Genomic DNA, 22,054 nt, shown 5'->3' with positions numbered 1-22,054 from the left:
GAACATGGAAACCACCATCCTCTTTGCCCCGCTCGTGGGCGCGTTGATCTGCGGGTTCGGCTGGAAGTTCATCGGTGAGAAAGCCGCCATGTGGACTGCCACGGGCCTGCTGTTTTTGGCCTGTCTGCTGTCGTGGATTGTCTTCCTGAGCTTTGACGGCCAGACCCAACAGATCGAGATCCTGCGCTGGATCGAAAGCGGCTCGCTGTCGACAAGCTGGGCGATCCGTCTGGATCGGCTGACCGCGATCATGCTGATCGTGGTGACGACCGTCTCGGCGCTGGTTCACCTTTATTCCTTTGGCTACATGGATCACGACCCGCAGTGGCGTGAGGGCGAAAGCTATAAGCCGCGCTTCTTCGCCTACCTGTCCTTCTTCACCTTCGCCATGCTGATGCTGGTGACGGCGGACAATCTGGTGCAGATGTTCTTTGGTTGGGAGGGCGTGGGCGTCGCATCCTACCTGCTGATCGGGTTCTACTATCGCAAACCAACTGCCAATGCTGCCGCGATGAAGGCGTTTATCGTCAACCGTGTTGGGGATTTCGGTTTTGCCTTGGGCATCTTCGCGATCTTCTTCCTGACGGACAGCATCAATTTCTCGGACGTTTTCGCCTCTGCACCGACACTGGCAGAAACGCAGCTGCACTTCCTGTGGGGTGAGTGGAACGCGATCGAAGTGATCTGCTTGCTGCTGTTCATCGGCGCCATGGGCAAATCGGCTCAGTTGATCCTGCACACCTGGTTGCCGGACGCGATGGAAGGCCCGACGCCTGTGTCGGCCCTGATCCACGCTGCGACCATGGTGACGGCGGGTGTCTTCCTGGTCTGCCGCATGTCGCCGCTGATGGAGTTCGCGCCGGGGGCAACCGGGTTCATCACCTTCCTTGGGGCCTCGACCGCGTTCTTTGCAGCGACCGTGGGGCTGGTGCAGACCGACATCAAACGCGTGATTGCCTATTCGACCTGTTCTCAGTTGGGATACATGTTCGTGGCCGCCGGTGTTGGCATGTATTCGGCTGCGATGTTCCACTTGCTGACGCACGCGTTCTTCAAGGCGCTGTTGTTCCTTGGTGCCGGTTCGGTGATCCACGCCATGCACCACGAGCAGGAGATGACTGAGTATGGCGGGTTGCGGAAGAAAATCCCCTATACGTTCTGGGCAATGATGATCGGCACGCTGGCCATCACCGGGGTGGGTATTCCGCTGACCACCTTTGGTTTTGCCGGGTTCTTGTCCAAGGACGCGATCATCGAAAGCGCATTTGCGGGCGGTACGGGCTATGCCTTCTGGATGCTGGTCATCGCGGCTGTGTTCACTTCGTTCTATAGCTGGCGTCTGATCTTCCTGACTTTCTACGGCGAGCCGCGCGGAGACAAGCACACCCATGACCACGCGCATGAAAGCCCGATGGTCATGCTGGTGCCTCTGGGCGTTCTGTCGCTGGGCGCGGTGTTTGCCGGTATGCTCTGGTACAACAACTTCTTTGGTCACACAGACAAGGTCGGCAAGTTCTACGGCATTCCAGTAGCTGAGGCTTCGGAGCATGGCGACGCTGCGCATTCTGATGACGGACATGCCAACGACAGCCACGCGGATGAGGCGCATGACGATCACGCAGATGAGGGTCATGGCGAGGATGCCGCGCATGGCAAGAAGGATGCGCATGGCGATCATCACTATGTCTTTGCAGGTCAGCCGGGTGAGGGTGCGCTCTATATGGCGCCGGACAACACCGTGCTGGACGATGCGCATGCGGTGCCGAAATGGGTCAAGGTTTCACCCTTTGTGGCGATGCTGCTGGGATTTGTCGTGGCCTATTGGTTCTACATGGTGAACACGTCGCTGCCTGCGCGTCTGGCTGCGAACCAGCGCCCGCTGTACCTGTTCCTGCTGAACAAATGGTACTTTGACGAGATATATGACGCGGTCTTTGTCAAACCCACCGTGGCACTGGGCCGGTTCCTGTGGAAACGCGGTGACGGCAATACCATTGACGGGTTCCTGAACGGGGTTGCCATGGGCGTTGTTCCCTTCTTCACCCGCCTCGCAGGCAAGGCGCAGACGGGCTACATCTTTACTTACGCCTTCTGGATGGTTCTGGGCATCGCGGCCCTTGTCACCTGGATGTCGATTGGCGGAGGCGCACAATAATGGATAATATCCTCTCCATCGTCACCTTTATCCCCGCCGTGGCGGCAGGCATTCTTGCCCTGTTCCTGCATGGCGAGGACGCGGCCGCGCAGCGCAACGCGAAATGGGTCGCGCTGGTGGCGACCACGGTGACGTTCCTGGTCTCGATCGGCATCTATACCGGCTTTGATCCCTCCAACACTGGCTTCCAGATGGTGGAAGAGGGCGAGTGGCTGCTGGGCCTGAAGTACAAGATGGGCGTGGACGGCATCAGCGTTCTTTTCGTGCTGCTGACCACATTCATCATGCCGCTGACCATTCTGGCCAGCTGGCAAGTGACTGACCGCGTCAAGGAATACATGATCGCCTTCCTGCTGTTGGAAACGCTGATGCTGGGCGTGTTCATGGCGCTGGATTTGGTGCTGTTCTACCTGTTCTTCGAAGCGGGCCTGATCCCGATGTTCCTGATCATCGGCATCTGGGGCGGCAAGGATCGCATCTACGCCAGCTTTAAGTTCTTCCTCTACACTTTCCTCGGCTCGGTGCTGATGCTGGTGGCGATGGTGGCGATGTATGCAGATGCGGGCACCACGGATATCGAGGCACTGATGAGCCATCAGTTCTCCTCCGAGAGCTTCAGTGTTCTTGGCATCTACGTGGTCGGCGGGATGCAGACGCTGATGTTCCTGGCATTCTTTGCCTCGTTCGCGGTGAAGATGCCGATGTGGCCGGTGCACACCTGGTTGCCCGATGCGCACGTGCAGGCCCCAACAGCGGGCTCGGTTGTGCTGGCGGCAATCCTGCTGAAGATGGGTGGCTATGGCTTTCTGCGGTTCAGCCTGCCGATGTTCCCTGTGGGGTCGGCGGTGATGACCGATCTGGTTCTGTGGATGTCGGCGATTGCCGTGGTCTACACCTCACTGGTGGCGCTGGTTCAGGAGGATATGAAGAAACTGATCGCGTATTCCTCGGTCGCGCATATGGGCTTTGTGACCATGGGCATCTTTGCGGCGAACCAGCAGGGTATCGACGGCGCGATCTTCCAAATGCTTAGCCACGGGTTTATTTCGGCGGCGCTCTTCTTGTGTGTCGGCGTGATCTACGACCGGATGCATACCCGCGATATCGAGGCTTATGGCGGCCTGGTCATTCGGATGCCCGCCTATGCGCTGGTCTTCATGCTGTTCACTATGGCGAACGTCGGCCTGCCGGGCACGTCCGGGTTTATCGGAGAATTCCTGACACTGATGGGCGCCTTCCAGGTCAACACTTGGGTGACGGCCGTGGCTGCGACCGGTGTGATCTTCTCGGCGGGCTATGCCCTATGGCTGTACCGCCGCGTTGTGTTTGGCGATCTGATCAAGGAAAGCCTGAAAGCGATGACCGACATGAGCTCGCGCGAGCGGCTGATCTTTGCGCCGCTGATCGTGATGACCATTCTGTTGGGCGTCTACCCGTCGTTGGTGACCGACGTGATCGGCAACTCGACCGCCGCGCTGATTTCGAACTATGACACGGCTCTGGCCGCGGCTGAGGCCGTGACCCAGACGGCCGCCTCGCATTAAGGGAGCTTTGGAGACATGATCCAAGCTGATCTGACGATAATCCTGCCAGAGATCGTTCTGGCCGTGTATGCGATGGCCGCTCTGATCGGAGCTGTCTACACGACAAAAGACGGGCTGGCGCCGGTTCTGGTCTGGACGACGGCGGGCCTCATGGCATTGCTGTCCTTCTGGATTGCCACCAATGGCGACGGCGTGAATGTCGCATTCAACGGTATGTTCATCGACGATGGTTTCTCGCGCTTTGCCAAGGTTGCGATCCTGCTCTCTGCCGCCGCCGTTCTGGTGATGAGCCAGGAATATATGGCCCGCCGGGGTCTGCTGCGCTTTGAATATCCTTTGCTGGTGGCTTTGGCCGCTGTGGGCATGATGATGATGGTCAGCGCCGGCGATTTGATGTCCCTCTATATGGGGTTAGAGCTGCAATCGCTGTCGCTCTACGTCGTTGCGGCGCTGCGTCGTGACAGCGCAAAATCGACCGAGGCTGGATTGAAATACTTCGTGCTTGGCGCGCTTTCCTCGGGCCTGCTGCTGTATGGCGCATCGCTGGTTTACGGCTTTACCGGCACCACTCTGTTTTCGGGCATCATCCAGACAGTCCATCACGGAGACGTTTCGATTGGCCTGCTGTTCGGCCTGATCTTCCTGATCTCCGGTCTGGCGTTCAAAGTGTCGGCCGTGCCGTTCCATATGTGGACGCCGGATGTATACGAGGGTTCGCCCACGCCGATCACCGCCTTCTTTGCCACCGCGCCGAAAGTGGCCGCGATGGCTCTGTTCGCGCGTCTGTTGCACGACGCGTTCGGCGGAGTGATCAAGGACTGGCAGCAGGTGATTGTCCTGCTCTCGGTTCTGTCGATGCTGCTGGGTGCGGTCGCCGCAATTGGCCAGCGAGACATCAAGCGACTGATGGCTTTTTCGTCGATTGCGCATATGGGCTATGCGCTGATCGGTCTGGCCGCGGGTACGGAAATGGGCATCAAGGCGATGCTGATGTATCTGGCGATTTATGTGACCATGAATATCGGTACCTTTGCCTTCATCTTGATGATGGAGCGTGACGGCAAGCCTGTCACGGATATCGACGCCCTGCGTCAATACTCCAAACGCGATCCCGGTAAGGCTTTGGCGGTTCTGATCTTGATGTTCTCGCTGGCCGGTGTGCCGCCAATGCTGGGCTTTTTCGCCAAGTTCGGCGTCTGGCAGGCGGGTGTCAGCGCGGGGCTGACCGGGTTGGTGATCGTCTCGGCCATCGCTTCGGTCATCGGTGCGTTCTATTACTTGCGGATCGTGTTCTACATGTATTTCGGCGACGAAAATGAAGACCCGATCGAGACCCATTCGACCCCGGTTCTGTGGGTTGCATTGATGGGGTCGGCGGCTCTGATGCTGGTGGGCGTGTTCTATCAGTTTGGCATTGAAGGCGCAGCGGCCGCTGCGGCAGCGACGCTTGTCAACTAACGTGCTTAACATCCGAACACAGGGGGCTCGGTCTATGGACCGGGCCTTTTTGCCATGACCGCCTGGCCGCAAGGATATGGTCTGCACATTGTGCAGGAGGTTGACAGCACCCTGAACGAGGCTGCCCGCCTGGCGCCTACCGCTCCGGGTCCGGTCTGGATCATGGCCCATCATCAGACCGCAGCGCGAGGGCGACGCGGACGGGTCTGGGCCAATCCAAAGGGCAATCTGGCTGCAACATTGTTGATGCGCCCGCAGGGTAACCCGGAGCAAGCCGCGCTGCGCAGCTTTGTGGCGGCGCTGGCTTTGTTCGATGCCTGCGTGGCGGTGACCGGACGCGCGGCGGGACTGTCTCTGAAATGGCCCAACGATGTACTGCTGAACGGCGGCAAGCTGGCCGGCATTTTGTTGGAAAGCACCGGGCAGGGCCAAGGTGTATCGCATCTGGCGATTGGCATCGGCGTCAACCTTTCAGAGGCGCCTCCGGCCTATGCGGTTGAGCAAAGCGCTGTCCGTCCGGTGTCTTTGATGTCGGAAACCGGCGCTGCCGTTCTGCCCGAGGATTTCCTGACGGAACTGGCCGCGGCCTATGCGCGCTATGAGACCCAGTTCGTAACCTACGGGTTCGAGCCGATCCGAACCGCATGGCTATCCCGAGCTGCCCGTTTGGGAGAGGTCATTACCGCCCGTACATCGACCTCCGAGACGGTAGGAACCTTTGAAACTGTGGACGTGAACGGCAACCTTGTCCTAAAGACCGCCAAGGGCCGCGTCAGCATTCCCGCGGCGGACGTGTTTTTCTGAAGGAGGCTCAGATGCTTCTGGCTATCGACTGCGGCAATACCAATACCGTTTTCTCGATCTGGGATGGCGAGCAGTTTCTGTGCACTCTGCGCACCTCGACCCATCATTCCCGAACGGCGGATGCCTATTTCACCTGGTATTCGACGCTGGTGAAACATTATGGGATCGAGGCAGATATCACCGATGTTGTGATCGCCTCGACCGTGCCGCGCGTGGTGTTCAACCTGCGCATCTTTGCGGATCGGTTCTTTGGCTGCCGTCCGCTGGTGGTGGGTAAGCCGGATTGTCTGCTGCCCGTCGCGCCGCGTATCGACGAAGGCACCATTCCCGGCCCGGACCGACTGGCCAACGCTGTGGGTGCGTTTGACCGTCATGGCGGCGATGTGGTGGTTGTCGATTTCGGCACGGCCACGAACTTTGATGTTGTGGCCTCGGACGGGGCCTATGTCGGCGGCATTATCGCACCGGGTGTGAACCTGAGCCTTGAGGCGCTGCATCAGGGCGCGGCCGCGTTGCCGCATATCGACATCACTCGCCCGGAAAAAGTAATTGGTACAAATACGGTTGGCTGTATCCAGTCCGGCGTGTATTGGGGCTATTCCGGCTTGATCGAGGGGCTGATTGCCCGGATCAAAGCGGAATACGGAATGCCGATGAAAGTCGTTGGAACCGGTGGGCTGGCACCCTTGTTCGATCAGGCCGACGTGGGGTTCGACGCTATCGAAGATGATCTGACGATGCACGGTTTGACCGTGATCCATCGCTATAACAAGGAAAATGGCTCATCATGAGCAGTGAACGACTGATCTATCTGCCGCTGGGCGGTGCCGGAGAAATCGGCATGAACGCCTATGTCTATGGCTATGGCAAACCGGGGCAGGAGCGTCTGATCCTTGTCGATCTGGGCGTCACATTCCCGGATATGGACACCACGCCGGGTGTTGACCTGATCCACGCCGATATTTCATGGCTGCAAGAGCGCGCCGATAGGCTGGATGCTGTATTCGTCACCCATGCGCATGAAGATCACGTGGGCGCTGTTGCGCATTGTTATGAGGTGCTGGGTGCGCCGGTATATGCGCGTGCCTTCACCGCCAATATCGCCCGTCGCAAGATGGACGAACATGGCCACCCCGAAGATGCCGTCCGCACCGTGTCGGCCTGGCCAGAACAGATTGAGGTCGGCCCCTTTACGGTCGGGTTTCTGCCGGTCTCGCACTCGATTCCAGAAAGCGCAGCGTTGGTGATCGATTCACCTGCGGGGCGGATTGTGCATTCGGGCGATTTCAAGCTGGACGCTAACCCGGTCGTGGGTGAGCCGTTCGACCCCGAATTGTGGGCCGAGGTCGCCAAGTCCGGCGTCAAAGCCTTGGTCTGCGACAGCACCAACGTGTTCTCACCCCATGCCGGGCGTTCGGAATCCGAGGTTGGACCCGAGATTACCAAGCTGGTCGAAAGCGCTGAGGGTATGGTTGTGGCGACCACTTTTGCGTCCAACGTGGCGCGGGTGAAGACGCTGGCTGAGGCGGGTCAGCGCGCCGGACGTTCTGTCGTTCTGTTGGGCCGCGCCATGCGTCGGATGATTGAGGCGGCGACGGAAACGGGTATTCTTTCGGACTTTCCCAAGGTCATCAGCGCAGAAGAGGCTGTGGACCTGCCGCGTCAGCACCTGATGCTGATCGTGACCGGCAGTCAGGGCGAGCGCCGGGCCGCCAGTGCGCAGCTGGCGCGCGGTAAATATCGCGGGATCGAGCTAAAAGAGGGCGATCTGTTCCTGTTCTCCTCCAAAACCATCCCGGGCAATGAGCGTGGCGTGATCTTCATCATGAACCAACTCAGCGAAAAGGGAGTGGATGTGGTCGACGACAGCTCGGGCCTGTACCACGTGTCTGGCCACGCCAACCGGCCTGATCTTGAGAAGGTACACGCGCTGATCGACCCGCAAATGGTGATCCCGATGCACGGTGAGCACCGGCACCTGCGCGAACATGCCAAGCTGGCAGAAGAGGGTGGCCGCACCGGAATTCTGGCGGTGAACGGTACGATGCTGGACCTGACCGGTAATGCGCCACAGGTGGTTGATTATATCGAAACCGGTCGCACCTATCAGGACGGCACCGTGAAGGTCGGTGCGCTCGATGGTGTTGTTCGAGATCGTATCCGTATGGCTCTGAACGGGCACGTAACCGTGACGGTCATTCTGGATGAAGAGGATGAGCCGCTGGGTGAGCCATGGTGCGACACCATGGGTCTGCCCGAGATCGGAACGTCCCGCGCGGCTCTGGTTGAAGTGCTGGAAGAGGACCTGAACCAGTTTCTGATGCGGGCAGAGGCGAAAACCCTGCGCGACGATGACAAGCTGGAAGAGGCGATGCGGCGCATTGTGCGTCAGACCGCCAAAGCGGAAATTGGCAAAAAGCCCGAAGTGACGACGGTAATCAGCCGGATGAAGTGACGGCTAGTCCACGTCGGGCATCGGATAGCCCTTGAGCTGTAGGAACAGGCTTTGTTCCTCTTTGTGGAGGTACATTGGTACTGTGGCAGGCGGCTCGGGGGTTGTGACCCGGGCTGCTACCTCGGCCAAAACGACCTCGGTAATGAAGGGCAGGTCCAGTTCCCGCGCGCGACTGAGGGGAACCCATTGCAGATGGGATAGCTCGTCTGACGCACGGCTGAAATCGTCTAAATCGCCCTGAATCGCATCGGCATCGACCAGAAAGAACCGTGCATCGAACCGGCGGGGGCGACCCGGTGGTGTCACCGCGCGGAACACAAACTGAAGCGGTCGGGCCGATGGGCGGAACCCCATGGCTGCAAATTCCTGCCAGTCCACCGGAACTGCACCGCTCCAAGAGGCTGGTTTGCCAAGGATCAGTCCGGTCTCTTCCCACAGCTCGCGGATTGCTGCGGCAGCCAGCGCGTTTTGCAAGCCCTGTTCGGATCTCTCGGCCAGCCGTTCATTGCACAAGGCGGGCAGATCGGTGGCGAGCGTCACATCCTGATCAGCGGGGTCCACAGCGCCGCCGGGAAACACGAATTTATTGGGCATGAAGACGGCTTTCGCGCCCCGCTGCCCCATCAGGATTGAAGGTTCACCCAAGCGGTCCCGCAATACGATGACCGTTGCAGCGTCTCGTATTGCGGTCTTATCTTCTGCCATTTGCCGGGTCAGGTCACTGCGCCTTTTCAAAGCCGTGCATACGCCGCGCCCATTGATACGCGACAACCGCGCCTTTCAGTCGGGGCAGCAGAAACAGCGACAGGGCGGTGCAGCCGATGGCAAAGATCAGGAACATGGTCAGTGGTTCCGGCCGGAATTCCACGTATGTCACATGCAGCGCCGGAGCGAGCAGGTGGCCGACCAGCAAGATGGTCAGATAGGCAGGGCCGTCATCCGCACGGTGGTGAAACAGCTCTTGTCCGCAGCTGTCACAGGTGTCCCGCACGGTCAGATAGCCTTTCAACACCTTGCCCTCGCCACATTTCGGGCAGCGGCAACGGAAGCCTTTCACCAATGCAGGCCAGGTTGGCCGGTCATTCTCGGTCGTGGTGTCGATCGTCTGATCTGTCATTTTGAAACTCGCGCGTTCGTTTGCGCCAGATATTGCGCTTGTTTTGATCCATATTAAAGGGGGGTGCGTCGCTTTGTGGCGCGGCGCGCCCGAAGGCGGGCGGCAAAAAATTTTGAATTGATGCGACGGAAACTGCGCAGCCCAGCGTTTGAACCTATGTGAGCAGCGGCAATGGGGCCGCAAAACAAAGGAAAAACGATATGAAAAGCGCCAAATTCATTCCGGCCATTCTGATTTCGGTTGTTGCCGTCACTGGTACATCGGTTCTGGCTGCCGGGCCGAAAGATCGCGAACCTGTGAGCTTTCAGGAACTGGACGCAAACGGCGACGGTCAGCTGACACAGGAAGAAATGCAGGCCCATCGTGCGCAGCGATTCTCCAAGGCAGACACAGATGGCGACGGTCAGCTTAGCGTTGATGAGATGCAGGCAGCAGCGCAGCAAAAGGCCAATGACCGCGTAACCAAGATGTTCGAGAAGCACGACGCCAATCAGGACGGTTTCCTGAGCGACGACGAGTTGCCCAAACCACGCCGCGCTGGCAAGATGTTTGACCGTATCGACGCGGATAACAGCGGGACGATTTCAGAGCAGGAATATGCCGATGCAAAAGAGCGGATGGGCCGGAAGCACAAGAAGCACGGCAAGGCGGTCTCTGACGATAGCTGATGAAGGATGGAGGATCTGACCTCCCCCTTGCAGGATGTCCGCGGCACTGACTGTGCCGCGGACGCGTCGGACGACGCGTTGCTGCGGCAGTTCGCGGAAGGCGACGCCGCAGCCGCGCGCGTCTTGACGGATCGGCTGGGGCCACGCTGTTTTTCGGTCGCTTTGCGGATGCTGGGAAACCGGGCCGAGGCCGAGGATGTGACGCAGGACGCCATGGTGCGGCTCTGGCAGGTAGCACCGAAATGGGTGCCGGGGCAGGCCAAGGTGTCGACATGGTTGTATCGGGTAACGTTGAACCTGTGCGTGGACGTGCAGCGTAAAAAGCGGCCCGGTCGTCTGGAAGATGCGCCTGAGCCTGAGGACGAAGACCTCAGCGCGGCAGATCGGTTACAGGAGGCCGCGCGTAGGGATGCGTTGCAGACGGCCTTGTCGCAACTGCCGGACCGTCAAAGACAGGCCGTTATTTTGCGGCATATTGAGGAATTGCCCAACCCCGAGATCGCCGGGATCATGGGGGTGTCGACCGAAGCGGTAGAAAGCCTGACCGCACGAGGAAAGCGGGCTTTGGCGGCAATACTGGCCGGGCGTCAAGATGAACTGGGGTACGAAGATGGCTGAAGACGATATGGATCTGGATCAGATGTTTGCCCAGGCGCGGCAAGGCTGCCCGGACCTGCCCGATGATCTGGCAGTGCGGATTCTGACCGACGCTGAAACGGTACGGCTGGAACGCCTTAAGCTTGCTGCACCACATCAACCGGTTTGGGTGCGAATGATGAGCGCAATCGGCGGGTGGCAGAGCGCGGGCGGATTGGTCGCGGCCAGCGCCGCGGGTGTCTGGATCGGATTTGCGGCTCCGGATTTTCTGCCCGACCCGGCCGAGATCATTTTCCCGCAAGAGACCGGCTTTGTTGTCGCAGACATCAGTCTGGACACGATTTTTCTGGAGGACACCGAATGAGCGAGAACGCCAAGCCCAAAAAGAGATGGGTGCCGGTTCTGCTAGCTGTATCGCTGGGTCTGAACCTCTTGGTGGTAGGGATTGCCTTGGGGACAGCCTACCGCGTTAAGGGCGGAGACCATGCCAAGGCTCCTCCGGGGTTTGGTTCGGCGCTCTATCGCGCTTTGCCGAAGGAAGATCGCAAAGCCCTACGTTTGGAGTTGTCTGACCGTCATGTCAGGGGGGGCAAGACACGGGCGCAGGATTTCGCAGCGCTGCAAACCGTTCTGCGGGCTGAACCGTTTGATCCGGCGGCGGTACAGGCGTTACTTGTGCAGCAGGCGCGATCTATGGCCGAGTTGCAAGGTGCGTTGCAAGAGGAATGGTTGGCCCGCATTACCACGATGACCGATGCAGAACGTTTGGATTATGCAGATCGGTTGCAGGATGTGGTGCAGCGCAAATCACACAAGCGCAAGCACAAGGACTGAAGGGATCAGGCCGCGCTTTGCCTGGCACGGACCTGATTGCGCCCGGCGCTTTTGGCATCGTAAAGCGCTGTGTCAGCTGATTTTATCAACCTTTCCAACGGCGCGGGCTGATGCGGTTTCAACGGCTTGGCAGTTCTGGTCGTGATCAATCCGATGCTGATCGTCAGCGGGATCGGGGCCGGCGCATCGGGCAGTTCAAAGGGCGTGTCGCGAATACAGTTACACAGGCTTCGCGCCAGCGTTAGCGCTTTGGCCTGAGTTGTGTCGGACAAGCCGATCAGAAACTCTTCGCCGCCGATCCGCGCCACGAAACCTGCAGAACCGACCGTTTTTTCCATTCGGCTTGCAGCCTCGGTCAGAACGCTGTCGCCCCCGATATGGCCGAACGTGTCGTTGATGGTCTTGAAGTGGTCCAGGTCGGCCAGCATCAGGGCGAAGCCCTCACCAGACCGGGCCGATTGCCGTGCGATCTGGTCCATCGCGCGCATCGCGTAGCGGCGATTGTGCAGCCCTGTCAGCGGATCAACCCAAGATTCGACCAGCCCCCGCCGCAGCGATGCGCGCATCTGATCCAGACGTGTTTTGCGGGCGATCTGATTGTCCAGTCTCAGCAATACTTCTTCGGTATTGAACCCGGCCAGACAAACCGCATCCGCACCGCGATCCAGCACCTCTGAGGCCAGTTCGGCATTCTCGGCTTCGAGAATCCCGATCAGAACAGTGTGCCGGGTGGTGCTTCGGGATTTCAGGTCAGCCAGCAGATTGTGGTTTGGCGGGTTTGCGCTGACCTCGAACAGAATGGCGTCAGGAACCGGGCCAGACAATATGCCCCGAAGGTTCAATGAGGTATGCACCGACAGGGCGAGCCGTGTTTGCTTGGACAGGGCCGCTTGCCACAATGCTCCGGTACGGGGGGATTGCGTCAGAATAGCCACACGCGCAGTCTTGGGCTGCGCGATGAACGCAGTGCTGGATTCGGCAAAACCAATCGGATGTGAGGTGGTGCCGACCTGCAATTCCTGAGTTTCGGCCCGCGCGCGCAACAGGCTGCGCACCCGCGCCAGTAGGAATGTATCCTTGAACGGATGCGCCAGAACGTCGTCCAGCCCGTCCGACAGAGCCTTAAGCCGCGCCGCTTTGTCGTTTTGCGGCGCGATGGCGACCACTGGCACATCAATCAGGTCGGGATCGGCCATGACCAGCTTTTTGACTTCCGCAGCAGTGCCGTCTGGCAAGTGTTGGGAGGTCAACACCAGATCGGGCTTGGTGCGCCGCAACAGCCCGGCAAGACCATGAAGCCGCTCGCCCTGAACGACGTGGTACCACGCTGCGGTCAACTGAACCTTCAGCATGATGCGATTGGTTGAGGTCCCGTCGAGGACAAGGATGGTTCCCTGCACGGACATATCTGTCACCGTTGATTGCATGCGTTGCTAAAGTGTTTATGAGTCTGGTTAACAAACCCTTTCCAAGACCTGATCCGGGGCCAGAATATGTCAATCTCCGCGCAATCCGCAGAAACTCTGGCGCTCAATGCCTTGGGCTGGCTGGTCGGAAATGAGGAATTACTGCCTGTTTTTCTGGGCTCTACCGGCGCCTCGGCGCAGGACCTAAGAGACAGGGCAGCCGAGCCCGAATTCCTTGGGTCGGTGCTTGAGTTTCTAATGCTTGACGATTCGTGGGTGATGGAATTCTGTGACGCGAATTCCGTAGCCTACGAGCTGCCGTCTCAGGCGCGGGCGGTATTGTCAGGTGGTGCTGACGTTCACTGGACCTGATCCAACAACCTTTCAGGAGCATGCAATGCCCATTCACGCGATCCTTTTTGATAAGGACGGAACTTTGTTTGATTTTGCCGACACCTGGGGGGCGTTTGGGCGCAACCTCGTGCTGCGGCTGGCTGACGGAGATCATGCGCGCGCTGCTGAATTGGGCCGCGTTATCGGGTTTGATCTTGAGACGGCTACATATTCCGAAGACAGCATCGTGATCGCCGCAACGGTCGAAGAGATAAGCGATCTGCTCGACCGGCACATTCCGGATATGTCGAAAGAGGAACTGCTCGAATTGCTGAATGCCGAAGCTGCGGCGGCACCGCAAGCTCAGGCCGTTCCGCTGATACCTTTCCTTGAAGGGCTTCGGCAGGCGGGGCTGAAGCTGGGCGTAGCGACCAATGACAGCGAAGCACCTGCGTTGCAGCATTTGGCCTCGGTCGGAATTCACGAACATTTCGATTTCGTCGCGGGTTATGACAGTGGCCACGGCTTTAAGCCCGGTCCTGGGCAACTGCTGGCATTTGCCACTCATGTCGGTGTGGCCCCTGAAAACGTGGCGATGGTTGGCGACAGCCTGCACGATCTGCAAGCCGGGCGGGCAGCGGGCATGACCACAATTGGTGTTCTGACCGGTATTGCCCCGGCCGAGGCATTGGCTCCAATGGCGGATGTGGTGCTGCCCGATATCGGTCACATCCCCGGCTGGCTTGAGAAAGACGCGCTCAAAACCGCGTAATTCGCCGCTTCGGAATAAAAAACCGACAAAGTCTGTCGCAGACAGATAGGCGAGGAACCCGCCTACGGGGCTTGCTTGGGGAAACGCAAGCTCCGGAGGTTCACATGGCTGAAACAAAGACTCGCAGGCGTCGCGGGGGCGGACGGGCCGGAGCGGCTGAGCGAAGAGGCAGCGCGGTCATCGACCAGATGCCCTGGAACCCTCCGATCAATATCGACAGACCGACCGAGCCGCTGGATCAGGGTGGTATCGAAGCGATCCACGAAGGGGCCATGCGCATCCTCGAAGAGATCGGAATCGAGTTCTTCAACGAAGAAGCCAAGGGCATTCTGCGTGAGGCGGGCTGTACCGTTGATGGTGATAATGTCCGCATGGGTCGGGATTTCGTTATGGAGATGGTGGGCAAAGCACCATCGTCATTCACCATCACACCGCGCAACCCCGACCGGGCGATCGAGATCGGTGGCAAGAATATGGTGTTCGGCAACGTTTCTTCTCCGCCGAATTACTGGGATATGGAGATCGGCACCAAGGTTCCCGGCAATCGCGAAATGTGCCGGAATCTGCTGAAGCTGACGCAGTATTTCAACTGCATCCATTTCGCAGGCGGCTATCCGGTCGAGCCCGTGGATCTGCACGCCAGCATTCGGCATCTGGATGTGCTTTACGACAAGCTGACTTTGACCGACAAGGCGATGCACGCGTATTCGCTGGGCAAAGAGCGGGTCGAAGACGTGATGGAAATGGTCCGCATCGCGGGCGGGTTGAGTCATGAAGAGTTCGAAGCGGCTCCGCGGATGTATACCAACATCAACTCGACCTCACCTTTGAAGCATGACCACCCGATGATTGACGGGTGCCTGCGCCTGGCACGGCGAGGGCAGGCGATCGTGGTGACTCCGTTCACTTTGGCCGGGGCAATGGCACCGGTGACAATGGCGGGGGCGGTGGCGCAGTCTTTGGCCGAGGCGCTTTGTGCGATCGCTCTGTTTCAATATGTACGCCCGGGAATTCCCTGTGTGATCGGGACGTTCACATCGAATGTGGACATGAAATCCGGCGCTCCGGCGTTTGGCACTCCTGAATACATGCGTTCGACTCAAATGACTGGGCAGATGGCGCGGTTCTATGGCCTGCCCATGCGGTCGTCCGGGGTTTGTGCTGCCAACGTACCTGACGGACAAGCGACGTGGGAGACGTCGAACTCTCTGTGGGCGTCGGTGCAGTCGGGGACCAACATGGTCTATCACGCGGCGGGATGGCTTGAAGGCGGTTTGATTGCCAGCCCCGAAAAGTTCATCATGGATTGCGAGATTCTCCAGCAAATACAGCGCTATATGCAGCCTGAGATTACCGCGACGGGGCCGGATGAAATCGCGCTGGATGCGATCCGCTCGGTCGGCAATGACGGCCATTTCTTTGGCATCCAGCACACGCAGGACCGTTACACCACAGCGTTCTATCAGCCCTTCCTCAGTGATTGGAAAAACTATGAGGGCTGGAGCGTGGCCGGAGGCATTTGGACCGCCGAACGCGCCCATCACATGTTCAAAGAGATCATCACCAGCTTTGAGCCTCCGGCGATGGATGACGCGATCCGGGATGAGCTGGCCGATTTTGTCGACCGCCGCAAGGCAGAGGGCGGGGCGCCGACAGATTTCTGACGCGGTGTCAGTGACTTCCACTGTGAGACTTACTTGGATTTTCCATATCCGAGTGCGTATCTTGGGATTTTGTTAAGGATTGCCAGGCCAGATTGGGGTGAAACCAATCTGGGGCATCTCATGCATGGTCTGATCAATCGGGCGATACAGTCCTTTGTATGCGCCACTTACGGGCAATCCTGCTGGCTGCGCGTGACCGAAGCGGCTGAGCTTGGCATTGTCGAGTTCGAAGCCATGTTGGTCTATGACGACGACATGACGGTTCAGGTCATGGATGCGTTATGCGTTGATCTGAACCGACCCCGCGCCGAGATTTTGGAAGACTTGGGAACCTATCTGGTTTCGCATCCCAACATGGAGGATCTGCGCCGCCTGCTGCGTTTTGGCGGAGTCACCTATGTTGAGTTCCTGCATTCTCTGGACGATCTGTCCGACCGGGTCAGGCTGGCGGTGTCCGACCTCAGCCTGCCGCATCTGGAACTCAGAGAAGTGAGCCCGACCGAGTATCAGCTATACTGCTTTCCCGGTTTGCCTGGGTATTCCAGCGTGATGGTCGGCGTGTTGCGCGCCATCGCAGATGACTACGGCGCGTTGGCTATGCTGTCCCATCACGGAAAAAAGGACGGGGCAGAGGTGATCTCGATCCTGCTGGTCGAAAGCGCCTTTGCCGAAGGGCGGCATTTTGATCTGGGGGCGCGCAAGTCATGATGGATACCTGTGATCTGGCAAACCTTCTGGAAACCCTGTGTCCGATGTTCGTTTTGGTCGACAAGGACGGGCGAATCATGCGCGTCGGACCGACATTGCAGAAACTGCGCCCGGCCCAACCAATGGCGGGTAAAGAATTTCTGGATGTCTTTGAATTGGTGCGCCCCCGCTCGGTCACGACCTTATCGGGGTTGATGTCGCTGGCAGGGGCGAAACTGCATCTCAAGCTCCACGATACTCCGCGCACAGCATTGAAGGGATTGATTGCCCCGTTGCCGCAGGGCAATGGGGCGGTCATCAACCTTTCGTTCGGAATTTCGATCCTTGATGCGGTGCGCGACTACGCCCTGACCAGCGCGGATTTCTCGGGCACCGATCTGGCCATTGAACTGCTCTATCTGGTTGAGGCCAAATCTGCCGCGATGGAGGCTTCACGGTCTCTGAACCTGCGGTTGCAGGGCGCGATGTTGGCCGCTGAAGAGCAAGCCTTTACCGACATGCTGACCGGTTTAAAGAACCGCAGGGCGATGGATGTGTTTTTGGGCCATTTGATAACCGGGAATGCGCCCTTTGCCCTGATGCATCTGGATCTGGATTTCTTCAAATCGGTCAATGATCAATACGGGCATGCGGCAGGTGACTATGTCTTGCAGCAGGCCGCCCGGATCATGGTTGAAGAGACCCGTAATGACGACACGGTCGCGCGGATCGGTGGGGATGAGTTCGTCATTATTTTTAAGGGCCTGTCCGACGAAAATGTTCTGTCGGCAATTGCGACGCGACTGATCAAACGGCTTCAGGAACCGATGGTTTTCGGGGCCAATACTTGCCGGATTTCGGCCAGCATCGGAACGGCCCTGTCCAGCCAGTTCACCGCCCCCAAAGCCGCGGAAATTCTGCACGCGGCTGATCTGGCATTGTATGAGGCGAAACGGCAGGGAAGGTCCTGCCATCGCCTCTATTCGACACTTGTAGAGGCGCAGCAGAACAATGAAGCGCCGTTGAAGTGAGGGTGGACATGCGTGGCTCAATTCGACCGGGCCGATGTGCAATACGGCAGCGCGCCTAAAATCACGCCTCTTTGAAAGTAGAAGCAAGGACCAACGCGATATGCTGTTTTATCAGAGGAAGCTCTCCTACAACCGGCAAAACCCGTCCCGAGAACCTGGCTTCGCTCAGGGCTTCGGGGAGGTCCTCAAGAACGTGACCGCCGGCACAGGCAAAGAACGGCAGGCAGAGCGCCTGGCTTGACAGATTGGCCGCCGCCTCAGCGATATAGGGTGGTTCTTCGACGAACCCGGTATGAATTGCCTTGAATGCAATCTTTTTCCGCAGTTCAACCGCAAATTCACGCGCCACCGCCGAAGGGTTGCGACTGCGCCCCGAGCCATGCGCCGCCAATACCAATTCCGTGTCCTGCGGCGACCAACCATGTCCGGCCAGAATGCCAGTCAGTGTTTCGGAAACCAGACCGGGCAGGCTCGGCTCGACGCCCAGAGGATCGAGTATACGGATATTTCGGTCCGCCAGACGTTTGGGGAGGGCGCTGGTTACAAACCAGCCTTTGGCCATAAACAGGGGATAGATCACTGCATCATCGGGCAGTGCCGCAACACGGCGCTCAAGCACGCCCGGGGCGGCCAAAGTAGCGGACTTAACGTCAACCCCTTCGCACAACGTGTCCACGTCCGCGGCGTAAGCGGCCAGAGCTGCCTCGGCCGGTTCAGGGTCCGACGGCTGGCCATGGGCAACTATAAGGGCGTGGGGCATTTGATTGGTCCTGTCTGTTTTCCCGATAGGTGTTGCCCGACTTTCCAAAGTCAATCCCGACCGTATCGGTGTCAGCCCAAAAGTGTGAGCCAGAACCACGCCGTCAGGACCGAAGCCGCCGTTCCCAACAACACTGATGAGGCCGCGACCCGCATGGCGCGGCCATAGATGCTGGCAAAGATATACGCATTGATTCCAGGTGCCATGGCCGAAGTCAGCACAGCAGAGCGGAACAAATCCTGCGGCAGCGCCACCGATTTTCCGAAGGCCCAAACAAGGCCGGGGTGGAGTATCAGGGACACGCAACACACATAACCAATGGCACGCAAGTCGCCCTCGGGCCTGTATTTGACCAACACGCCGCCCAGCGCGAACAATGCCACCGGAAGAGCTGCGCGTGTGACCAATCTCAGTGCATCATCCACGACCGTAGGGATCATCAGGCCGGACAGGTTAACGATGAACCCCAGCGATATTCCAAGGATCAGCGCGTTTTTGAACATGGCAGATAAGACGGACCGTGCCAGTTGTGTCCCGCTATTGCCTCGGTTCCGTACGATCTCCATCACAGTGATGCCGATGCCGTAACAAAAGGGTGAGTGGAACGCGATGATTGCAAAGTTGCCGGTCAGGCTTTCGGGGCCGTAGGCGCGCTCGGTTATTGGCAGGCCCAGTAGTACTGAGTTCGAGAACAGGCAGCAGAACCCGATGGCGACGCAATCCTCCCAATCTCGGTTGAAAATCAGGCGCGCGCCGAAAAGCCCCGCTGAAAAACACAGGCCGGCGGCGGTATAGAAACTGAACAGCAGGCGAGGATCGAAACTGGCGCTCAGGTCCAACTGGGCAATGGCCAGAAATAGCAGGCAAGGGATTGCGAAGCCCTGGGTAAATTTCATCAACCCGTCGATATGCGAGTCTTTGAAGTAGCCAAAATAGGTGGCTGCGTAACCGGCTGCGATCACAAGGAAGACCGGCAGGATGACGTCGATCAGACTTTGCAGCATTTCACCACCCCGCAGGATATCGCGCGCTGCAACGGCAGAGCTTTACAGAGCCTGATTGATCACCATGCCATCATAGGCAGGAGTGATGTGATCGGCGGTTTCTGCCTCGACCGAGGCATAATCGAGGTCGATATGCATGTTGGTCAGCACGGCACGCTTGGGGCTTAGCTGCTCGATCCAGCCCAGTGTCTTGTCCAGATGCGCATGGGTGGGGTGGGGTGAGCGGCGCAGGGCGTCTATGACCAGACAGTCCAACCCCTCGAGCATCGGCCAGGCATCGTCATAGATTTCGGCCACATCCGGCAGGTAAACCAGCTTGCCCATCCGAAACCCTAATGAGTCAATCGAGCCGTGATTGACCTTAAACGGTTCAAACGGGATCGGGCCGCCGGGGCCGTCGATCTGGAACGGGCCATCGATGGATTTCAGGTCAAGGATCGGCGGATAGGGCGAGCCTTCGGGCTGGATGAAGGCATAGCCGAACCGCCCCAGCAAGGCGTTCTGAGTATCGCCATCTGCCCAGACCGGGACACGTTCGCGCATGTTGAACACGATCATCCGCAGGTCGTCGATGCCATGCACGTGGTCGGCGTGGGAATGCGTATAGACCACACCGTCCAGCCGTCCGGTTCCGGCGTCCAGCAACTGGCTGCGCATATCGGGGGTGGTGTCGATCAGGACCGAGGTGGTGCCATCGGGCCCCTCACGCTCTACCAGCATCGAGCATCGGCGGCGGATGTTTCGGGGGTCGTTCGGGTCACAGTCACCCCAGTGCCCGCCCAGCCTGGGAACGCCACCGGACGAGCCGCAGCCAAGGATGGTGCAGCGCAGCTGAGTCATGCAGCCGCCATATAGGTCGCGGCCTTGGTGAACAGCCGGTCGAAATTGGCCTGCGTTTGGAAGGCAAATTCGGCGTAGTCCATGCCAAATACCTCGGCCCCTTTGCGGGCGGTATGTGCGGTATAAGCCGGTTCGTTACGTTTGCCGCGATACGGGGGCGGGGCCAGATAGGGCGCATCTGTTTCCACCAGAACCCGGTCTACAGGCGCGGCAGCAAAGATGTCGCGCAGTTCCTGACTTTTGGGGAAGGCAGCAATGCCGGACATGGACAAGTAGAACCCAAGTTCCAACGCGGCCTTGGCCAGCTCAGCCGAGGACGAGAAGCAGTGCATGACACAGGAATACGGCGCATTGCGGTGTTCTTCGGCCAGAATGCGCGCCATATCGTCGTCGGCTGCGCGGGCGTGGATGATCAGTGGTAGGCCGGTGCGTTGCGCGGCCTCGATATGGATACGCAGCGATTGCTTCTGCACCTCGGCGCTGTCAGCGGTGTAGTGGTAATCCAGACCTGTTTCACCAATGCCCACGAATTTGGGGTGGCGGGACAGCGCAACCAGTTCGTCAACGGTGGCCAAAGGTTCATCAGCTGCGCTCATCGGGTGAGTGCCGGCGGCATAGAAGACGGGTGCGTGGGCCTCGGCAATGGCGCGGACGCTGGGTTCGTTACGCAGGCGGGTGCAGATCGTGACCATACGGGTCACGCCTGCCTCGGCGGCGTTGGCGATGATCTGGTCCAGTTGCCCCTCGAAATCGGGGAAGTCCAGATGGCAATGGCTATCGGTAATCTGGGGGGTATCGCTCATCTGCTCTGACCGGCGGTTTCCTGTATCTTGAACACCGTATCTAGGACCAGAGCGGCAGGGTCAAGGTTCACCGCCTGACCATGGCGTGCGCGCGCGGTGATTGTGGCGGCGACCTCGGCCCATTGGCGCGCTTGCTGCTGGGATGAGGACAGGCGGGTGAGCGTTTCCGCCTCTTTCGGGGCGGCCTCGGGGGTGGGCGGCGCGCCAGTTGCGCCGGTCAGGGCAAGGCGCGACAGCGCCACGTCGATCAGGGTCAGCAACAGGTCATAGCGTTCGGCTGCGCCACGCTGGGCGGCGGCCTCGGCCAGTGCCAGCGCGCGCTGGCGGTCCATGCGGGGCAGGGTGCCCAGAATGGCGATCAGCTCGGCATAGATTTCCAACCCACCAAGGTTGATCAGCCGAACTGCATCTCCTACGGACCCGGCGGCTAGCGCGGCCAAATGATCGGCTTGGGCGGGCAGGTCCGCGCCGCTTTGTGACAGGGCAGCCTGCATATCCTCGGCCCCCAGCGGTGACAGGCGAAGGGTTCGGCAGCGCGACCGGATGGTCGGTAACAGGCGTGAGGGTTGATGTGAGACCAGCAGCAGCGTTGTACGTGCAGGCGGTTCTTCGAGCATCTTCAACAGGGCATTGGCGGCGCTGACATTCATCTCATCCGCCGAGTCGACGATGACGACCCGACGCCCACCATCGGCAGAAGATAGGCCAAAGAACTTCCCCAGCTTGCGGATATCGTCGACGACGATCTCGTTCCGCAGACGTCCCTGATCGTTCAGCGACCGGGTAATCGCCGCCAGACCTGGCTCTGCGCCAGCCAGAATGCGATGGGCAACAGGGTGTTCCGGATCAATCTCCAGCGTTTCTGGGGGCGGAGGAGCGCCGAAAAGACCGTCTTCTGCCGGAGGTGTCGCCAGAAGAAACCGCGCGATTCGCCAGGCTAATGTCGCTTTTCCAACCCCGCGCGGGCCGGTCAGAAGCCAGCCGTGGTGCAGGCGCTCTGAGGTGTAGGCGCTCAGGAACGCCTGCTCGGCCTCAGTTTGACCAAACAGATGCTGGGTTTCACGCGGATGAGGGGCGCCGGGGGCCTGATCCGGGGTTGGGATGTCGTCGCTCATTTGTCCT

The 22,054-nt window shown here is 59.2% G+C and carries 23 protein-coding genes; 15 read left to right on the top strand and 8 right to left on the bottom strand.

The genetic code is table 11. The annotated features are described in order from the left end of the window. Nucleotides 1-4: 4 nt before the first annotated feature. From nuoL to ACOQOY_RS05275, 6 genes are read left to right on the top strand one after another with little or no spacing between them, the layout of a single operon-like run. A complete protein-coding gene (gene nuoL / locus ACOQOY_RS05300; protein ID WP_420584433.1) occupies nucleotides 5-2,155 on the top strand; it encodes an NADH-quinone oxidoreductase subunit L in 2,151 nt (716 codons plus the stop codon). After that, nucleotides 2,155-3,699, top strand: a complete 1,545-nt coding sequence (locus ACOQOY_RS05295) for an NADH-quinone oxidoreductase subunit M (protein WP_420584432.1) — start codon at nucleotides 2,155-2,157, stop codon at nucleotides 3,697-3,699. The genes nuoL and ACOQOY_RS05295 overlap by 1 nt, the downstream gene beginning before the upstream one ends. 15 nt (nucleotides 3,700-3,714) lie before the next feature. Next, nucleotides 3,715-5,157 carry an NADH-quinone oxidoreductase subunit NuoN gene (nuoN, locus tag ACOQOY_RS05290; protein WP_420584431.1) on the top strand — a complete coding sequence of 481 codons (1,443 nt, stop codon included), beginning with the start codon at nucleotides 3,715-3,717 and terminating at the stop codon, nucleotides 5,155-5,157. A 54-nt stretch (nucleotides 5,158-5,211) separates the two neighbouring features. Continuing rightward, complete coding sequence (locus ACOQOY_RS05285; protein WP_420584430.1) at nucleotides 5,212-5,961, top strand: biotin--[acetyl-CoA-carboxylase] ligase; 750 nt, start codon at nucleotides 5,212-5,214, stop codon at nucleotides 5,959-5,961. 11 nt (nucleotides 5,962-5,972) lie between these two features. After that, the gene (locus tag ACOQOY_RS05280; RefSeq protein WP_420584429.1) at nucleotides 5,973-6,752 is read left to right on the top strand and encodes a type III pantothenate kinase; all 780 of its coding nucleotides are present in this window, start codon (nucleotides 5,973-5,975) and stop codon (nucleotides 6,750-6,752) included. Then, the gene (locus ACOQOY_RS05275) at nucleotides 6,749-8,416 is read left to right on the top strand and encodes a ribonuclease J (RefSeq protein WP_420584428.1); all 1,668 of its coding nucleotides are present in this window, start codon (nucleotides 6,749-6,751) and stop codon (nucleotides 8,414-8,416) included. Before ACOQOY_RS05280 ends, ACOQOY_RS05275 begins: the two co-directional genes overlap by 4 nt. A gap of 3 nt (nucleotides 8,417-8,419) precedes the next feature. On the opposite strand, the gene ACOQOY_RS05270 is transcribed toward ACOQOY_RS05275, so the two are convergent. Together ACOQOY_RS05270 and ACOQOY_RS05265 are read right to left on the bottom strand one after the other, a co-directional pair. After that, complete coding sequence (locus ACOQOY_RS05270; RefSeq protein ID WP_420584427.1) at nucleotides 8,420-9,121, bottom strand: NUDIX hydrolase; 702 nt, start codon at nucleotides 9,119-9,121, stop codon at nucleotides 8,420-8,422. Between the two features lie 13 nt (nucleotides 9,122-9,134). Continuing rightward, a complete protein-coding gene (locus tag ACOQOY_RS05265; protein WP_420584426.1) occupies nucleotides 9,135-9,533 on the bottom strand; it encodes a DUF983 domain-containing protein in 399 nt (132 codons plus the stop codon). Between the two features lie 200 nt (nucleotides 9,534-9,733). Here ACOQOY_RS05265 and ACOQOY_RS05260 point away from each other — a divergent pair, with 200 nt between their 5' ends. From ACOQOY_RS05260 to ACOQOY_RS05245, 4 genes are read left to right on the top strand one after another with little or no spacing between them, the layout of a single operon-like run. Further along, nucleotides 9,734-10,201: an EF-hand domain-containing protein gene (locus ACOQOY_RS05260; protein WP_420584425.1), complete on the top strand. Its 468-nt coding sequence runs from the start codon at nucleotides 9,734-9,736 to the stop codon at nucleotides 10,199-10,201. A 6-nt stretch (nucleotides 10,202-10,207) separates the two neighbouring features. Next, a complete protein-coding gene (locus ACOQOY_RS05255) occupies nucleotides 10,208-10,819 on the top strand; it encodes an RNA polymerase sigma factor (protein ID WP_420584424.1) in 612 nt (203 codons plus the stop codon). Then, nucleotides 10,812-11,162: a hypothetical protein gene (locus ACOQOY_RS05250; RefSeq protein WP_420584423.1), complete on the top strand. Its 351-nt coding sequence runs from the start codon at nucleotides 10,812-10,814 to the stop codon at nucleotides 11,160-11,162. Before ACOQOY_RS05255 ends, ACOQOY_RS05250 begins: the two co-directional genes overlap by 8 nt. After that, nucleotides 11,159-11,632 (top strand): periplasmic heavy metal sensor, encoded by a 474-nt coding sequence (locus ACOQOY_RS05245; protein WP_420584422.1) that lies wholly within the window; start codon nucleotides 11,159-11,161, stop codon nucleotides 11,630-11,632. Before ACOQOY_RS05250 ends, ACOQOY_RS05245 begins: the two co-directional genes overlap by 4 nt. A gap of 5 nt (nucleotides 11,633-11,637) precedes the next feature. Here ACOQOY_RS05245 and ACOQOY_RS05240 read toward each other — a convergent pair whose 3' ends face one another. Then, nucleotides 11,638-13,038, bottom strand: a complete 1,401-nt coding sequence (locus ACOQOY_RS05240; RefSeq protein ID WP_420584421.1) for a diguanylate cyclase — start codon at nucleotides 13,036-13,038, stop codon at nucleotides 11,638-11,640. An 87-nt stretch (nucleotides 13,039-13,125) separates the two neighbouring features. Here ACOQOY_RS05240 and ACOQOY_RS05235 point away from each other — a divergent pair, with 87 nt between their 5' ends. The 5 genes from ACOQOY_RS05235 to ACOQOY_RS05215 all read left to right on the top strand — a co-directional run bounded on the left by ACOQOY_RS05235 (nucleotide 13,126) and on the right by ACOQOY_RS05215 (nucleotide 17,525). After that, on the top strand, nucleotides 13,126-13,410 hold the full coding sequence (locus ACOQOY_RS05235) for a DUF3572 domain-containing protein (protein WP_420584420.1): 285 nt from the start codon (nucleotides 13,126-13,128) through the stop codon (nucleotides 13,408-13,410). Between the two features lie 25 nt (nucleotides 13,411-13,435). Next, nucleotides 13,436-14,143 carry an HAD family hydrolase gene (locus ACOQOY_RS05230; RefSeq protein WP_420584419.1) on the top strand — a complete coding sequence of 236 codons (708 nt, stop codon included), beginning with the start codon at nucleotides 13,436-13,438 and terminating at the stop codon, nucleotides 14,141-14,143. 104 nt (nucleotides 14,144-14,247) lie between these two features. Beyond that, complete coding sequence (locus ACOQOY_RS05225; RefSeq protein WP_420584418.1) at nucleotides 14,248-15,807, top strand: trimethylamine methyltransferase family protein; 1,560 nt, start codon at nucleotides 14,248-14,250, stop codon at nucleotides 15,805-15,807. Nucleotides 15,808-15,927: 120 nt separating this feature from the next. Continuing rightward, complete coding sequence (locus ACOQOY_RS05220) at nucleotides 15,928-16,515, top strand: heme NO-binding domain-containing protein (protein WP_420584417.1); 588 nt, start codon at nucleotides 15,928-15,930, stop codon at nucleotides 16,513-16,515. After that, nucleotides 16,512-17,525 (top strand): diguanylate cyclase domain-containing protein, encoded by a 1,014-nt coding sequence (locus ACOQOY_RS05215; RefSeq protein ID WP_420584416.1) that lies wholly within the window; start codon nucleotides 16,512-16,514, stop codon nucleotides 17,523-17,525. Before ACOQOY_RS05220 ends, ACOQOY_RS05215 begins: the two co-directional genes overlap by 4 nt. Nucleotides 17,526-17,586: 61 nt before the next feature. On the opposite strand, the gene ACOQOY_RS05210 is transcribed toward ACOQOY_RS05215, so the two are convergent. From ACOQOY_RS05210 to ACOQOY_RS05190, 5 genes are all read right to left on the bottom strand, one after another. Then, complete coding sequence (locus tag ACOQOY_RS05210; RefSeq protein WP_420584415.1) at nucleotides 17,587-18,285, bottom strand: CbiX/SirB N-terminal domain-containing protein; 699 nt, start codon at nucleotides 18,283-18,285, stop codon at nucleotides 17,587-17,589. 71 nt (nucleotides 18,286-18,356) lie between these two features. Continuing rightward, a complete protein-coding gene (locus ACOQOY_RS05205; protein WP_420584414.1) occupies nucleotides 18,357-19,289 on the bottom strand; it encodes an AEC family transporter in 933 nt (310 codons plus the stop codon). Between the two features lie 42 nt (nucleotides 19,290-19,331). Next, nucleotides 19,332-20,129 (bottom strand): MBL fold metallo-hydrolase, encoded by a 798-nt coding sequence (locus ACOQOY_RS05200; RefSeq protein ID WP_420584413.1) that lies wholly within the window; start codon nucleotides 20,127-20,129, stop codon nucleotides 19,332-19,334. Next, nucleotides 20,126-20,932: a TatD family hydrolase gene (locus ACOQOY_RS05195; protein WP_420584412.1), complete on the bottom strand. Its 807-nt coding sequence runs from the start codon at nucleotides 20,930-20,932 to the stop codon at nucleotides 20,126-20,128. The genes ACOQOY_RS05200 and ACOQOY_RS05195 overlap by 4 nt, the downstream gene beginning before the upstream one ends. After that, entirely contained in the window at nucleotides 20,929-22,047 is a 1,119-nt protein-coding gene (locus ACOQOY_RS05190) for a DNA polymerase III subunit delta' (protein ID WP_420584411.1), read from the bottom strand. The genes ACOQOY_RS05195 and ACOQOY_RS05190 overlap by 4 nt, the downstream gene beginning before the upstream one ends. Nucleotides 22,048-22,054: the final 7 nt, after the last annotated feature.

This window comes from Ruegeria sp. (genome assembly GCF_965221235.1).
Classification (GTDB): domain Bacteria; phylum Pseudomonadota; class Alphaproteobacteria; order Rhodobacterales; family Rhodobacteraceae; genus Ruegeria.
The sequence above is the reverse complement of the archived record's forward strand: the minus strand, read 5'-3'. Positions and strand labels throughout refer to the sequence as shown.